The organism is Paraburkholderia diazotrophica, assembly GCF_900108945.1.
GTDB classification, from domain to species: Bacteria; Pseudomonadota; Gammaproteobacteria; order Burkholderiales; family Burkholderiaceae; genus Paraburkholderia; species Paraburkholderia diazotrophica.
In genome coordinates, this window is record NZ_FNYE01000010.1 from 19,381 (window position 1) to 34,819 (window position 15,439).

Genomic DNA, 15,439 nt, shown 5'->3' on the forward strand with positions numbered 1-15,439 from the left:
AGGTTCCAGCATGAAGCTCTCATCGCCACTTTCCGCGACGCACGACGCCGAACCGTCCGGCGTTTCCCACAAGGCAATTTCGCTTTGCCGTTCAGCGCTGCGCGCGCTGGAATTCGCGACACCCGTACTCGACCTCGGCATTCGCATCGTGATCGGCCTCGTGTTTTTCCAGTCAGGGCTCACCAAGATCGCAAGCTGGTCTTCGACGCTCGCCCTCTTTCAAGGCGAATACGCCGTACCGCTGCTGCCGCCCGTGCTGGCTGCGTACCTCGGCACGGCCGCCGAACTGGGCTTTCCGATCTTCCTCGTGCTTGGACTCGGCTCGCGTTTTGCGGCATTCGGGCTCTTCATCTTCAACATCATCGCTGTCATCTCCTATCCGGGGCTTGGCGAAGTCGGTCTGCGGGATCACCAGTACTGGGGCCTCTTTCTGCTCGTCACGCTGCTGCACGGTCCGGGCAAGCTGTCGCTCGACTACCTGATCAGCCGCTGGCTGGGTCACGCACCGTCACGCCCGTAAATACGGCGCTATCTCCACCCGGCGCGCGCACGACAAAGGCGCGCCCCGTCCTCCAGAGTGCAATTCGGAGAATCTCATGCTCAACGGAAAAGCAGCTATCGTTACCGGCTCGACGAGCGGCATCGGTCTCGCTATCGCAACAGCGTTCGCCGCGCACGGCGCGGACGTGATGCTCAACGGTTTCGGCGACGCGGATGCGATCGAAACGGCGCGTGTGCAACTGGAGCGCGAACATAACGTCCGCGTGCGCTACAGCCCTGCCGACATGGGCGTTCCACAAGACGTGCGGCGCATGGCGCAACAGGCCATCGACGCATTCGGCAAGGTCGATATCGTGGTCAACAACGCCGGCATCCAGCACGTCGCGCCCATCGACGAGCAGCCGGACGACCGCTGGGACGCCGTCATCGCGATCAACCTGTCCTCGGCCTTCCATCTGGTGAAGGCCGTTCTGCCCGGAATGAAGTCGCGCGGCTGGGGCCGCGTGATCAACGTCGCTTCGGCCCACGGACTGGTTGCCTCGCCGTTCAAGGCGCCTTATGTGGCCGCCAAGCACGGCCTGATCGGTCTTTCGAAGACGGTTGCCATCGAGGTGGCCGAGCACGGCATCACGAGCAACACGATCTGCCCCGGCTACGTGAAGACGCCGCTCGTCGAAGGGCAGATCGCCGAACAGGCGAAGGCTCATGGCATCCCGGCAGAGAACGTCATTCGCGATGTTCTGCTCGTCCATCAGGCGCGCAAGCGCTTCGTGACGGTCGAGGAAATCGCCGCGCTCGCATTGTTCCTCGCATCCGACGCTGCTGCGTCGATCACGGCCGCTGCCCTCGCGGTGGACGGCGGCTGGACGCAACACTAGGAGGCAGCCGTGAACAGGACAACCGTCAGCCCGCGCTCAAACGGCGGCACGAAGCAGATTGCGCTGGCACTGCAAGGCGGCGGCGCACATGGCGCATTTGCGTGGGGTGTGATCGACCGCGTTCTCGAAGATGGACGGCTCGAGATCGAGGGTGTGAGCGCCACCAGCGCGGGTGCGATGAACGCGGCCGTGCTGGCAAGCGGCCTTCAGCGAGGCGGCCCGGACGGCGCCCGCGCCGCGCTCCATGCATTCTGGCAAGACGTAGCCCGTGCGGCACAGTACGCGAGCCCATTTCGCAAGCTGCCTTGGGAAACGTTTCTTCACAACGGCCACACGGACGGCCATACGCTGGACTACTCGCCGATGTACGTGATGACCGATCTCATGCTGCGGATGTGGTCACCGTACCAGTTCAATCCGATGAACTTCAATCCGCTTCGCGACGTGCTTGAACGCCACGTCGACTTCGAAGCGTTGCGCGCCGGTTGTCCGATTCATCTTCATCTCTGCGCGACGAACGTCGAAACGGGAAAGGTACGCGTATTCGACGGCCACGAGATGAGCGCCGATGCCGTACTCGCATCCGCCTGCCTGCCGTTCCTGTTCCAGGCCGTGGAAATCGACGGAGAACACTACTGGGACGGCGGCTACATGGGCAACCCCGCGATCTTTCCGCTCATCTATCACTGAGGTACGCGCGACGTGGTGATCGTGCACATCAACCCGGTTGTGCGGCGGGGCGTTCCGAAAACGGCGTCGGAGATCATGAACCGCATCAACGAGGTCAGTTTCAACTCGTCGCTGATGCGCGAAATGAGGGCGATCAGTTTCGTCACGTCGCTGATTCAGGAAGGCAAGATCGATCGGCCGGACATGAAACAGATGTTGATCCACTCGATCCGCTCCGACGAAGCGATGTCGGCGCTTGGCGTGTCGAGCAAGCTCAACGCCGACTGGCCGTTCCTGTGCTTTCTTCGCGATGAGGGTCGTGCCCGGGCTGAAACCTGGCTGCACGACAACTTCGACGCAATCGGCCAGCGCTCCAGCATCGATATCCGCGCCGAGTTCCTGTAGCTCGTCCGTCCCGCCTTGCGGAGCAATGTCATGGTCAACCTCATGCCTGGCGCCGTCCCAGGGACACTCGCCGCGCTCTGCGCGCTCGCGATGGGCATCGCCATCCGGCGAGGGGCGACCTGCACGGTAGCCGCCGTCAACGAGATCATCGACGAAAGAAAATGCGGGCGCCTGCTCGCACTCATCGCCGCATCGATGCTCGTGCTGGGCGGCCTGCTGATCGCGCAGTCGTTCGATGTGCTGCCATCGCTTCCGGCCAGTGCGCCCGTCACCCTCGCGACGGTGTGGGGTGGACTGACGCTGGGGCTCGGTGCATCGGTCAATGGCGCGTGCGCGTTGGGCACGATCGCGCGCATCGGCGCGGGACAATGGTGCTATGTCGCAACGCCCATCGGCTATTACGCTGGCTGCCACGTTGCCGCACGCAGGCTCGCCGCGACCATCCCGATCCCCGTTCACGATTCACCGGCTCCGCACGCGTCTGCGTCCATCATCGTCCTGCTCGCGGCGATGGTCGCAACGCTTGCGGCCGGCGCGCTGCACTCACGCCGCGCACGCGCCACTTCCGGCATGCCGGGCGACGATCCGCGCGAAGCCAGGCATGCAGTGTGGTCGCCGCATGCCGCAACAGCCGCGATCGGCATCACGTTCGTGCTGCTGTTCGTGATCGACGGAGCCTGGACATACACCGATACGCTCTCCGGCCTTGCGCAAGGGCACGCAGACGCTACAGCCTCGCGCGCATTGTTGTTCGGCGCGCTGCTCGTGGGCGCCACGTCAGCCGGTATCGCGCGAGCGATGCGCGGCGAACGCTCTCGCCGTCCGCGCGTGACACTCTCGCAACTGGCGCGCTGCCTGGGCGGAGGCGCGCTGATGGGCTGGGCAAGCCTGATGATTCCAGGCGGCAACGACTCGCTCGTACTGGTGGCGATGCCTCTCTTGCGGCCTTATGCGTGGGTCGCGTTCGCAGCGATGTGTGTCGCGATCGGCGCCGTATCGCTATCGCGCAGAGTGCTGCGATCGCGCTGGCATCGCGAAACGAGGGAGCTGGCATGAATCGCCGCATCGGGAATGTCCTCGTGATCCTGGGCGCATTCGGCGCCATTGCAGTGGCTGTCGACCGCAACACGCATCTCGGCCCTCACTCAGCCGCGACTTTCAAATTCGATCGCGAAAGGTGCTTCGGTATCGTGCGAGCCGGGAGAAACGATTGCGGCACGGCGAAGCATGCGTGCGCCGGCCGCGCGCCGCGCGATGCGACAGGCGACGAATGGCTTCTGCTTCCAGCCGGCACATGCACGAAGATCGCGGGCGGTGCCATCCGGCCTTCATCGGGTTAGCACATTCCCGGACACGACCAGGATTTACGAATGTCGACGCTCACGCAATCATTCGTTTCGATGCTGGGAACGCGTATGCGCGCCGAAGCATGGCCCGCGCGCGTACTGCAAGAACTGGAACGCGAGCAGTACCGTAGCGAGCTGCTCGTGACGGCCGTTCAGTTGCTGATTGCAGCCGTCCTCGCTGTGCTGTATGCATTCACCCCGCCCGGCTTTTCGCCGGATGCGCCCATTCGGGCAGTGCCGCTCGGTCTCACACTCTTTTCGGTTGTTGCACTTATACGGCTCTATCTTGCCGTGACGGGCCAGCTTCAGCGGTGGATGGTGGGCGCGACCGTCGTGACGGAAATGGCCGTGCTGATGTTCGTGATCTGGGCGTATCACCTGCAGTATGAACAGCCGGCACCGTTCTCTCTGAAGTGCACTGAGTTCGCATATGTGTTCATACTCATTGCTCTTCGCACACTGCGCTTCGAGCCGATATGGGTCCTGCTGTCGGGCCTGACGGCGGCGTCGGGATGGCTGGCGTTGCTTGCGTACGCATTGACTCATGCGCAGGGCAACACGGTGACGTGGGATTACGTCACCTCGTTGCGTTCGACGCAGATTCACTTCGGCGGCGAGCTGGACAAAGTACTGGCGATCGTGGTGACGACAGCCGTACTCGCAATCGCGCTCGCCCGCGCGCGCCGCTTCGTCATCCTGTCGGTGTCGGGTCGGCAGGCCGTCACGGACCTCTCGATGTTCTTCGACGACCCGGTCGCGGACCGCATCACACGATCTGAAGTGCCTGCAGTGCCGGGGCAGGCGGATATACGTGAAGCGACCATCGTGTTCTTCGACATGCGCGGCTTTACGGAAGCGTCGCGCACGCTCTGCGTCACCGATCTCATCGCGCTGCTTCGGGAATATCAGCAACTGATCGTGCCGATCATCCGCTCGCATGGCGGCAGTATCGACAAGTTTCTCGGCGACGGCATTCTTGCGAGCTTCGGCGCCGTCATACCCGATACGCGGCATGCAGCGAATGCATTGCGTGCCGTCGATGCCGTGATGCACGCCGTCGATGGCTGGCGTGCAACGCGCAGCCGGTCCGGCCAGCCGGCGCCGGACGTCCGCGCTGGCATCGCCAGCGGTCCGGTGGTGTTCGGCATTGTCGGCGATGGAAAGCGGCTCGAGTACACGGTGATCGGCGATGCCGTCAATCTCGCTGCAAAGCTCGAAAAGCACAACAAGGCTGAGCGCACGCGCGCGATGGCGCCGCATGCCACCTATGCGCAGGCTATCGCCCAAGGCTACGCCGAGACCAGGCCGAGAAGGTCGGCGCGTTCTATCGCGGGCGTAACCGGCCCGGTCGACGTGGCCGTCTGGATGTCGTGACAAAAAAGTGAATTCCAGGCGACTTGCGCGTGAGGACGATTTCGCACACTACCTCATAGGCCCATGCAGGCCATTCCGGCCGAAGGGCGTGCAGCAGGAGTTGACATGGAAGCTGAGAAGAACATCGTGATCGTCGGCGGCGGCTTCGCCGGCACGACGCTCGCGCAGGCACTCGAAAAGAGGTTGCCTGCCCCTTATCGCGTCGTGCTCGTCAGCGACGAAAGCTTCACGACCTTCAATCCGATGCTTGCCGAAGTCGTTGGCGCGTCAGTCTTTCCCGAGCAGGTCATCGTGCCGATTCGCCAGATGCTCAGGCGTTCACGCTTCATCATGGCGACCGTCCAGGACATCGACTACGAGCGCCGGATCGTTCATGGCACGACGCTCGCCGGTCCTCGCGAGATCGCCTTCGAACACCTGATCTTCGCGTTTGGAACGCGTGCCAACCTCGATCTCGTGCCGGGCATGAAAGAACATGCGTTGCCGCTCAAGCTGATCGGCGACGCAATGTTCATCCGCAATCAGGTATTGCGACGGCTCGCATGCATCGAGCTGGAGTCGGACCCAGCCGTCAGACGGCGCCTTGGACACTTCATCGTCGTGGGCGGCGGGTTCTCCGGCGTCGAGGTGGCGGGCGAACTGGCCGACTATCTGCATAGCGTGCGGCACTTTTACAAGCTCGTGCGCGATGAGGAACTTGCCGTCACGATATTGCACGACGCAAGCCGGCTGCTGCCCGAAATGCCTGAAAAGCTTGGCGCGATGGCGGCACAACACATGGCGGATCGGGGCATCAACGTCAGGCTCGGCACGCGCGCGTCGCGCGTCGACGCAGCAGGCGTCGTGCTGCAGGACGGCGAGTTCCTTCCTGGATCGACGGTGATCTGTACGATCGGCACGAAGCCGAACCCGCTGATCGAGCGGCTTGCTGCGCGCATCGGCATGCCCGTCGAGCGCGGCCGCATCGAAACGCACGCCGATATGAGCGTGCCCAATCTCCCCGGCATCTGGGCTGCGGGAGACTGCGCGCTGGTGCGCAATGCAGCGACAGGGCAACCGTCGCCGCCTACTGCACAGCATGCTGTAGCGCAAGCACATCAACTCGCGGACAACCTCATGCGTCGTCTGACAGGCAGGGACACGCATGCGTTCTCCTTCGTGGCGAAAGGGATGATGGCCACCATCGGTCATATGAAGGGCGTCGCGTCGATTTACGGCGTACGCGTGACCGGCTTGCCCGCGTGGCTGCTGTGGCGTGCGTTCTATCTCTCGCGCATTCCGACACTCGGCCGCAAGCTGAGAGTCTTTGTCGAGTGGAGCTGGAGCATGTTCTTCCCGACAGACATCACGCACCTGCGCTTTACCCGATCGAACGAGGCCGAAGACATTAACGGCCACAAGCCGCCGCTCGCTGACCTGTCACCGGATCACAAGGCTCACGCGAGAACACTCCTGAATTCCGTCGCGATGTCACGCGACACGGCTCAACCCACCGACGCACGCAGCTGAAACCGATATCCCCAGCAATGCCGCTGGACGATTCTTCTGGAGACCGCCATGAAACGTGAAGATGTCCTCGCCCTGCCGTCGATGCCGGCCGCCTCGCCGTCGTATCCGCGCGGCCCCTATCGGTTCATCGACCGCGAATATCTGATCATCACATATGAAACGGATGCCGATGCGCTACGCGATGCATTGCCTGAACCCCTTCAACCAGATGGCAGCAACACTGCGCTTTTCGAATTCATCCGCATGCCGGACTCCGCGGGATTCGGCGATTACACGGAATCAGGCGTCGTGATTCCCGCAAGGCTCGGCGATGAGCACGTCAATTTCACCGCGCAGATGTATCTCGATGACGAGCCGCCCATTGCAGGCGGACGCGAGATATGGGGCTTTCCGAAGAAGAACGCGCGGCCCAGGCTTTCCGTCGTACAGGACACGCTGACGGGAACACTCGAATATGCCGGGGTCCAGGTCGCTGTCGGCACGATGGGATACAAGCATCAGCATCTGCTCTACGACGTCGAAGGCAGACATGCCTGTTCCCCTGCGTCGATTATCGACAAGATGAGTACCACCCAGGTCAATCTGAAGATCATTCCGGGTGTCGACGGCACACCCGCCATCGCGCAACTCGTCGGCTACAACCTGGCCGACATTCGCGTCAAGGGCGCATGGTCGGGCCCGGCGCGGCTCGGTCTTGTCCCGCACGTCAATGCGCCCGTTGCTGATCTTCCCGTCAAGCGCGTTTTCGGAGCCGTTCATTTCATTACCGACATCACGCTCCCTTATGGACGTGTGTTGCATGACTACATGGAGGTCGTCCCACGCCAAAGCCTGGCGTAGCACATCCAGCCGCAGCGCGATGGGCAGAGCTTCGCGCGGTTAGTGGCCGCAAGGGCCGCGGCCGCGCATTGCGCCTGCGGCGGCCGCCTGGTTCGTCAAGAAACACAAGTTCCTGCCCCGGCTTCTCGGCACAGCAGACGGCCTTCAGCTTCCATGCGCGCTGATTTCCGGGAGCAACACTCCGTAGCCTGGTCTCGGCACAGCTAGCCGCATGTTTTTGACAGGTCTGAGATTTCCTTCTGAAGCGCACTGAGGAAAATGTTCACCCGATTCGGCACATATCGCCGGCTAGGGATGACCGCCCACACCGACAGATCTTCCATCGCCGCGTCATCCAGCTGAACCTGAACGAGCGAGTGATCGGCCAGTTGCCTGAAGACGTCCCAGTAACTCAGCATTGCGAGCCCGAGTCCCTGCACAGCAAGCGCGCGTGCCGCTTCCACACTGGTCGTCGTGACATACCCTTCAATGCGCTTGCGTGTCAGCTTGCCGTCGACAACGAGGGGCCATCTTCCCACCGAGTCAAGTCTGATACAGCGATGCTGGTCCAGTTCCGCTGACGCCGCAGGTCGTCCGTGCCTCTTCAGATACTCGGGCGAAGCACAAATAAGGCGTGGATTCGGGGCGATCTTTCTAGCCACCAGTTCTGAATCTTCCAGCGGGGCAATGCGCAACGCGAGATCGAGCCCCTGCCCGACTATATCGACCTGGCGATCTGACAGATCGAGGTCGATACGAAGGTCCGGGTTGCCTTCCAGCAAGCCGGGGAGCATCGGCAACACGACCGATTGTCCGAAGCCACTCGGTGCGGTCAAACGCAATACGCCAGATGCAGTGCCCGGTGACGGACTCAGTTCAGCTCGCGCGCCCGCTTCCGCATCTACCATCGCCCTGGCATACGGGACAAAAGCCTCCCCTTCCGCTGTCAGGGTCAGGGAACGAGTGGTCCGATGAAAGAGCCGCACGCCAAGGTCTTCTTCGAGCGCGGCGATGCGCCGCGATACCTGCATGGGCGCCACGTTCAGCTGACGCGCCGCCGCTGACAGGCTTCCCGCTGATGCCACAGCCAGGAATGTCTGAACGTCTGGGACAAACATCGTTTATATCCAAAAGTGTTAGGGCGGCTTCACCGTCCGACCTCTGTTTCCTGCTGCTCGCGACGCCTACCATGCAGTCACCTTCTTCACGAGACGAGCAGCGAAATGAACGACGCAACCGCCCCCATCCTTTCCCCGTATAACCGCAACGGCATCGCAGTACGCAATCGCATCGCCGTCGCGCCCATGACGCGTATCACGGCCACGGAATACGGGCAGCCGACCCAAACCATGTTCGACTACTACAAGCGCTTCGCGAAAGGTGGCTTCGGGCTGGTAACGACTGAGGGGATTTACACCGACAAGGCGTTCTCGCAAGGATACCGGTTTCAGCCGGGCCTGGCCGACGACGAACAGGCGAAGGCATGGTCGACGTTCAATCGCGAGATGCAGGAGCACGGGACCCCGGTGTTCGCGCAACTCATGCATGCCGGGGCGTTGAGTCAAGGCAACGTTTATCGAAGCCATACCGTGGGACCGTCGGCCGTTCGCCCCAAGGGTGAACAGATGAAGTTTTACTTCGGCGAGGGACTCTATGCTGAGCCGAAACAGATGACGGACGCTGAGATCGATGAGGCTATTCAGGGCTTCGTCGACGCGGCACGACGTGCCGTGAATATCGCCGGGTTCAAAGGCGTGGAAATTCATGGCGCCAATGGGTATCTCCTCGATCAGTTCCTGACGGCGGGTACCAATCGTCGAACTGACCGTTGGGGCGGCGACACGAAGGCTCGGGTGCAACTGCTCGTCGATGTTGTGAATGCGGTCAGGCTCAACGTTGGAAATGCTGTGCCCGTGGGCATCAGGATTTCACAAGGCAAGGTCAACGACTTTGGTTCGAAGTGGTCGGGGGGCGAGGCGGATGCAGAAGTGATCTTCGGCGCACTTGCCGATGCAGGCATCGACTTCCTTCACGTGACCGAGTTCGAAGCCTGGCAGCCTGCCTTCGAAGGCACGCACGACAGCCTCGTGACGCTGGCACGCCGCTATGCGCCCAACGTCACCATCACCGCGAACGGTGGCTTGCACACAGCGGAGCGAATTGAAAACGCACTTGCCACCGGGGCAGACCTGGTGACGGTCGGACGCGGCGCGCTCGCTAATCCCGACCTTCCGAAACTGCTCGAAAACCAGCGCGAGCCCCGGACATTCGATAGTTCGATCCTCCAACCGATCGCCAGCATCAAGCCTGAAGAACTCGCGATGCAGACGGCCACGTGAGGTGGCACCCGATTGCGCGTCTGTTGGCCGTGCAATCGTTCTGCGGATCGACCCAGCCTTCAGGTTGCAAGCTCCGCATGTTGTTTCTCCTGTTGCGAACGACGCCAGTCCGCTGGCGTCATGCCCAAACGTTGACTGAAGGCGCGCCGGAATGCGGCAACGGATTGATAGCCGACTGTCTCCGCCACGACCTCGGTCGAAACGCCTGGTCGTTTCAGTTCGTTGGCCGCCAGCGCCATCCGGATATCGGTCAGGAGGTCATTGGGCGAACGGCCCAGCTTGTCCTGAAAGTGACGAATCAACGTCGCACGCGACATGCTGCAGAGGCTCGCCAACTCAGGCAGCGTCCATGCTCGTGCCGGGTCGCTGAAGATTGCCGTGAGCGCGGGAGAGAGGCGCGGGTTGCCTGCGAGTGCAAGCAGCCCGACAGGTGTTTCGTCGGACTCGCTCGCCACGCGCATCGTCAGCGCAAACAGCGCCGCCGATAGCGCGTTCATCATCGCGTATCCGCCCAGATTGTCTGCACTGGCCTCTGTTCGCATCAGGGCCACGAGACCGTTTAGCTGTTCGTGGGCTGCGCCAAGCCGTTTCTCGCTGTCGTCACCGTTTGCCGCCGACGTATGCGTGACAAGCCGTGCAGGCAGATACGCACGGATGAACCGGTCGTGTGGCGGCGCCAGAATGATTCGCCCGCAGAGCATGTCGAGACGCGGGCCGGTGCCCTTGTTTTCGCTGATGGTCAGGTTCAGGGCGGCGCGCTCGTGCGCACGCTTCGGCCGCGCGCCGCTACCGTCGTGCAGCGTGTGGGCGGAGCCGTGCGCCAGCATCACGATGTCGCCTGCGCAAAGGTGCTGCGGCTTGCCGGCGCCCGGCGTCTCCAGAATGGCCGACCCGCTGAGCACGATGTGATACGGCATCTCCCCAAGGTCCGAATCGCCATAGATCACTTCCCAAGGCGCGCCATACGAGCAGCGCAATTCGAGTTGACCGCGCACAGTCATCATGCCGAGCAAACGGCTCAGCCAATCTTGGGAAAGTGACATCGCTGCCTCGTATGATACTTTTGAGCATGATATTGCGAATTCAGCGACTCAACAAGCTCATGCGAGCAACCTAAAGTGGAGGCTCCTAACCATCACTGAATGAGGTCCAACATGAGTCGCATCGCCATCCCCGCAGTCCAGAACGCAACGGGCGCCACCGCCGAAGTCTATGGCCGGGTTCGCAAAATCGCCGGCGGCAGCGTGCCGAATCTGTTCGCGGCGCTCGGTCATCTCGCGCCCGCGACATTGAATGCGGCGCTGGACGCCGAAGGTGCGCTGGCATCGAGCAGTCTGAGCAAGCGGGATCTGGAAACCATCAAGTTGCTCGTGAGCGAGCTAACGGGTTGCGACTACTGCGTTGCCGCGCACGTGATGCTGGGCAAGATGACCGGCCTGTCGCCGGAAGCGCTCAAAAATATTCGCTCGGGTCAGGCGACCGGCGATGCCCGACGCGACGCGCTCATCCGTTTCGTCCTGAACCTGCAGACGACGCGCGGCACGATCGGCGAAAGCGAACTCGCAGCCATTCGCGCCGCAGGCTACAGCGACACGCAACTCGCGGAAATCTCGCTGGCGATTGCCATGACGATTTTCACCAACACGTTCAACCGTATCAACGATACCGAGGTCGATTTCCCGCCAGTCAAATAACGCTCACTCTGACGCGCGGACAGGCGGCGCTATGAGGTGCTGCCCGCTCGGCACACCTATCGCGCCGACGGACCTATCGCGATCGTCGCGCACACACCCATAGCTGGATTGGAGAAAGTCATGTCTCAGGTTGAACAGTTCGATACATTGATTCTCGGTAGTGGCCAGGGCGGCAAGCTGCTGGCCTGGCATCTGGGCCGGTCAGGTCAACGCGTGGCCGTGGTCGAGCGGCAGTGGGTGGGCGGCTCGTGCCCTGCCGTCGCTTGCCTTCCCAGCAAGAATGAAATCTGGAGCGCGCGCGTGGCTCATCTGGCGCGGCATGCCGCCGACTTCGGCGCGAAGACGGGACCCGTCGCCATCGACATGGCAAAGGTTCGCGAACGCAAGCGCGGCATGGTCGAACGCGAAGCCGCGTTTCACGTGCAGGCGTACGAGTCAAGCGGCGCAGAGCTGATCATGGGCGTCGGCCGGTTTGTTGAGCCGAAGACCATCGAAGTGCAGCTGAACGACGGCGGCACGCGCACGCTCAGGGGAAGCCAGGTCGTGGTAAACGTCGGGACACACGCCGCAATTCCTGACGTGCCAGGACTGCGCGCGGCCGAGCCACTGACGCACATCGGCGCGCTCGATCTCGACCGTGCGCCCTCACATCTGATCGTCCTGGGTGGCGGCTATATCGGCGTGGAGATGGCGCAGGCTTACCGGCGCTTCGGCAGTCGCGTGACGATCGTCGAGCGCGGTGCACGGCTGATGGGCCGCGAAGATGCGGACGTCGGCGCGGAGATGCTGCGCATTCTTCGCGCGGAAGAAATCGATGTCGTGCTGGACGCACGGACAGTCAGCGTCGAGGGACACTCGGGCACGCATGTGCGCGTCGTCGTGCGTACGCCTTCGGGTGACCGGACTCTGGACGGAAGCGACATTCTTGTCGCCGCCGGCCGCGTTCCCAACACAGCCGACGTTGGGTTGGAGCACGCAGGCATCCAGCTTGACGAACGTGGATACATCCGCGTGAACGACCGGCTGCAGACCTCGGCACCCGACGTCTGGGCAATTGGCGAAGTCGCGGGCAGTCCGCAATTCACGCATGTATCGGTCGATGACTTCAGAATCGTGCGCGACAACCTGACGGGTGGCAATCGCAGCACCGGCGACCGTCTGATTCCGTACACGCTCTTCACCGATCCCCCACTCGCGCGCGTCGGGCTGAGCGAAGGCGACGCGCAACGCCAAGGCGTCGCCGTTCGTGTCGCAACACTGCCGATGAACAACGTCCTGCGGACGGAAGCGACCGACGAAACGCAGGGTTTCATGAAAGTGCTCGTCAGCGCAAGCGACAATCGCATACTGGGCTTCACGATGATCGGCTCGGAAGCTGGTGAAGTGATGGCGGCGATGCAGACAGCGATGATTGCGGATCTGCCCTACCAGAAACTCCGCGATGCGGTGATCTCTCATCTGACCGTCGCCGAAGGCCTGGGACCGCTTCTGTCAAAGGTGCCCGAGCGAGCTGGAGTGAGAATGTAATCGAGCTTGAAAGAAGGCGCATCTGTGTCGGATGCCCATCACACCGTGATGGGCATCGCACGCAGCGAAAAAGCCTCGCACTGATGGCCGAACTCAAGCGGACGATCAACGCTACAAACCGACCCTACCTGGTCATTCATCTGATTCGCGCGCGAATGGCCGGTAGTTAATATAATTCGGCCGTGGCATTGGCCTGCGCCGAAACTTGCTTGGCTGGCACAAGGAACGCAGTTTGCGCTTTTCCATGGACGTCGCTTCTCAAGAGTCTCAACCGACGGAATGCCTTTGCCGGCCCGCCGAGCGACAGGCCTCGGCGAGCGACGATAGTCACGCGCCACTAATACAGACCCTCTTCATCCAGTTAAGCTTGCTGAGTAGATTGGCATTCAAGTTGACGTCGAACTCGACATCGAGCCCCGGATATCGCTCTTTTAGGTTGTTTATGATCGTAATGAGCGAGCGCATCGCGATGGCCTCACCCACGCCGATGCGCACGATTCCTTGTCCCACTACCATTTTGCCGGCCGCCACTTTCAACCGAAGGGGCGCGAGTTTCTCGGTTATGCCGAACTCAGCGTCAGGGCGACGGTGCGACCGATGCATTCGAACAGTAGCACATCGAGTTCGCTTTCGAGTTCACGGATGCGCGACGATACGTTTGCCTGCGATGTGTGCAAGTACTCCCCCGCGGCGGCAAAGGTGCCTAGCCGGGTGATCCAATAAAAAGTCTCCAATTGCTGAATGTTCATAGGGCGGTGTCTCCGGTATCGTCGGGTTACGCTCAATCGGACGTACCAGGCGTGTGTAATACACGGAATCATGCACGAACTGGTCGACCAGCGCGCGCGCCGCACATGCCTCATCGAACCGATCCAGATTGACGGCAGGACAAATCGACCCGTTCGCTCCCGGACACCGAAGGCAAACGGGCTGCCGTGACCGGCAAGCCCACGCGCAAAGGCGTCGATCCCGAACTCTGGCTGCGGTTCGCCCGCTCATAGCGGCATCCGTCAATCCGACGGTCCGGAGAGGCGCCTGCTGGAAAACTCCACGTGCTCCGCATCATCGCCGCCAGAGGGTCCGAACGAGATCCAGCCCTGCCCCCATAGCGTGACCTCGTCGCGGCGGAGCATGAGCTCATGGCCACCGTCGATAGTGATGCGGGTGCCGTTCGCGCTGCAATCGCGCAACACATACTTTCCGCTGCGGCACTCGATCGATGCGTGCACCCTCGACGCACGGCGATCGTGCACGACAATGCTCATATTCGCGCCGCGCCCGATGGTCACCAGCGCGGACGCTTCACTCATTTCCACGCAGATATCCCCATACCGCAGGGTCAACAACGACGGACAAGGCAGGCGCTGCAGGTCGTTACCTGTGACCGTCAGATCAGCGCCTTGTTGCCAGATCGCCTCGAACAACTCCGTTGGCTGTCTTTTTCCTCGCACCTGTATCGGATAAAGGTGGCGCGCCATCTGACGCAGTCTCGCCGGGAGACACTCAACCGCGTCTTTGCTCGTGACGACCTGTCCCGGCGCAGCAAAGTCGGTCAGTCGGGCAGCCAGGTTCACGGTATCGCCAAATACGTCTCCCCTTTCGTCGGGCAATACGGGGCCGTGATGAAAGCCGATTCGCAGCGACATCGGCTGTCCCGCGACCTCGGGCAACCCGGAGACGGCCAACTGCATGTCGATCGCGGCCTGCATCGCATGTTCGGCGGAGGGAAACACCGCCATGACTTCGTCGCCGATAGTCTTGACGATTCGCCCTCCCAACGCTTCCGAGCACGATTTCATCAGCACAATGCACTGTGCAATCGCCTCGAAGGCAAGCATGTCCCCGACAGTCTCGTAAAGCTCCGTACTGCGGCTCACGTCCGCGAACATCACGGACCCATGAGACATCGGACGTTTCGGTTTGTCATCCATGAGCAACCCGTCGTCAGGTCGTCCAACCGGCATCGAAGCGCTGTTCGTCAGCCAGCCGGCGCAGCGCGCCTGCTCGTCAGTGTAGTACTGTGCCGTGCCGAGGGCAGCATCGGGGTCGCCCGTACGATTCTGGTGCAGATCGGCTCGAAGTTTCCGGCCCGTCAAGGTCACCGACGTGCCGATCAGATTTCCACGTTCGGGGTCAGACCGTCTCAATCCTGCGCTGCGGGATTGTCCACCGGGGTCGGCGGATGGATAGTGCCATCTGTATTTGCACAAGCGTTGCCGTAGAGCACCGTGTCGATCCGAAAATATTGAATTTATAGGCAATCACCACCGTTTCGGTATTCTTCCTTAACCAATATATAGGGACTACTACGTAACCTTAAAAATTCTATTCGAGAGATGGCAACTGATTGCGATGCGGTCAACGCGTCCGCGCAGGCC

Annotated in this window: 15 protein-coding genes and 1 pseudogene; 11 read left to right on the forward strand and 5 right to left on the reverse strand. The window is 61.8% G+C overall.

The window, feature by feature from the left end; translation table 11 throughout:
- Positions 1–10 precede the first annotated feature (10 nt).
- The 8 genes and pseudogenes from BMW76_RS14820 (at position 11) to BMW76_RS14855 (ending at position 7,522) form a co-directional block, all read left to right on the forward strand.
- The gene (locus BMW76_RS14820; RefSeq protein WP_090866156.1) at positions 11–520 is read left to right on the forward strand and encodes a DoxX family protein; all 510 of its coding nucleotides are present in this window, start codon (positions 11–13) and stop codon (positions 518–520) included.
- Between the two features lie 76 nt (positions 521–596).
- Positions 597–1,379: a 3-hydroxybutyrate dehydrogenase gene (locus tag BMW76_RS14825; RefSeq protein WP_090866158.1), complete on the forward strand. Its 783-nt coding sequence runs from the start codon at positions 597–599 to the stop codon at positions 1,377–1,379.
- A gap of 9 nt (positions 1,380–1,388) precedes the next feature.
- Positions 1,389–2,453: pseudogene (locus BMW76_RS14830) on the forward strand (patatin-like phospholipase family protein).
- Between the two features lie 30 nt (positions 2,454–2,483).
- Positions 2,484–3,509: a YeeE/YedE thiosulfate transporter family protein gene (locus tag BMW76_RS14835; protein ID WP_090866162.1), complete on the forward strand. Its 1,026-nt coding sequence runs from the start codon at positions 2,484–2,486 to the stop codon at positions 3,507–3,509.
- Positions 3,506–3,793 (forward strand): BufA1 family periplasmic bufferin-type metallophore, encoded by a 288-nt coding sequence (locus tag BMW76_RS14840; protein ID WP_090866164.1) that lies wholly within the window; start codon positions 3,506–3,508, stop codon positions 3,791–3,793. The genes BMW76_RS14835 and BMW76_RS14840 overlap by 4 nt, the downstream gene beginning before the upstream one ends.
- Positions 3,794–3,823: 30 nt before the next feature.
- Complete coding sequence (locus BMW76_RS14845) at positions 3,824–5,173, forward strand: adenylate/guanylate cyclase domain-containing protein (protein ID WP_090866166.1); 1,350 nt, start codon at positions 3,824–3,826, stop codon at positions 5,171–5,173.
- Between the two features lie 105 nt (positions 5,174–5,278).
- A complete protein-coding gene (locus tag BMW76_RS14850; RefSeq protein ID WP_090866167.1) occupies positions 5,279–6,682 on the forward strand; it encodes an NAD(P)/FAD-dependent oxidoreductase in 1,404 nt (467 codons plus the stop codon).
- Positions 6,683–6,730: 48 nt separating this feature from the next.
- Positions 6,731–7,522 carry an acetoacetate decarboxylase gene (locus tag BMW76_RS14855; protein ID WP_090866168.1) on the forward strand — a complete coding sequence of 264 codons (792 nt, stop codon included), beginning with the start codon at positions 6,731–6,733 and terminating at the stop codon, positions 7,520–7,522.
- 203 nt (positions 7,523–7,725) lie between these two features.
- On the opposite strand, the gene BMW76_RS14860 is transcribed toward BMW76_RS14855, so the two are convergent.
- A complete protein-coding gene (locus tag BMW76_RS14860; protein WP_090866170.1) occupies positions 7,726–8,619 on the reverse strand; it encodes a LysR family transcriptional regulator in 894 nt (297 codons plus the stop codon).
- 105 nt (positions 8,620–8,724) lie between these two features.
- Here BMW76_RS14860 and BMW76_RS14865 point away from each other — a divergent pair, with 105 nt between their 5' ends.
- Positions 8,725–9,840, forward strand: coding sequence for an NADH:flavin oxidoreductase (locus BMW76_RS14865; protein ID WP_090866172.1), 1,116 nt, complete (start codon positions 8,725–8,727; stop codon positions 9,838–9,840).
- Positions 9,841–9,899: 59 nt separating this feature from the next.
- Here the strand turns inward: BMW76_RS14865 and BMW76_RS14870 are convergent, their stop codons facing one another.
- A complete protein-coding gene (locus BMW76_RS14870; protein ID WP_090866174.1) occupies positions 9,900–10,883 on the reverse strand; it encodes an AraC family transcriptional regulator in 984 nt (327 codons plus the stop codon).
- Between the two features lie 111 nt (positions 10,884–10,994).
- Here BMW76_RS14870 and BMW76_RS14875 point away from each other — a divergent pair, with 111 nt between their 5' ends.
- Together BMW76_RS14875 and BMW76_RS14880 are read left to right on the forward strand one after the other, a co-directional pair.
- Entirely contained in the window at positions 10,995–11,534 is a 540-nt protein-coding gene (locus BMW76_RS14875; RefSeq protein ID WP_090866176.1) for a carboxymuconolactone decarboxylase family protein, read from the forward strand.
- Between the two features lie 120 nt (positions 11,535–11,654).
- The gene (locus tag BMW76_RS14880; RefSeq protein WP_090866178.1) at positions 11,655–13,061 is read left to right on the forward strand and encodes an FAD-dependent oxidoreductase; all 1,407 of its coding nucleotides are present in this window, start codon (positions 11,655–11,657) and stop codon (positions 13,059–13,061) included.
- A 327-nt stretch (positions 13,062–13,388) separates the two neighbouring features.
- Here the strand turns inward: BMW76_RS14880 and BMW76_RS14885 are convergent, their stop codons facing one another.
- From BMW76_RS14885 to BMW76_RS14895, 3 genes are all read right to left on the reverse strand, one after another.
- Positions 13,389–13,598: a hypothetical protein gene (locus BMW76_RS14885; protein ID WP_143062263.1), complete on the reverse strand. Its 210-nt coding sequence runs from the start codon at positions 13,596–13,598 to the stop codon at positions 13,389–13,391.
- Positions 13,599–13,621: 23 nt separating this feature from the next.
- Positions 13,622–13,810, reverse strand: a complete 189-nt coding sequence (locus BMW76_RS41130; protein ID WP_177200391.1) for a helix-turn-helix domain-containing protein — start codon at positions 13,808–13,810, stop codon at positions 13,622–13,624.
- A gap of 261 nt (positions 13,811–14,071) precedes the next feature.
- Positions 14,072–15,208 carry an adenylate/guanylate cyclase domain-containing protein gene (locus BMW76_RS14895; protein WP_322789270.1) on the reverse strand — a complete coding sequence of 379 codons (1,137 nt, stop codon included), beginning with the start codon at positions 15,206–15,208 and terminating at the stop codon, positions 14,072–14,074.
- Positions 15,209–15,439 lie beyond the last annotated feature (231 nt).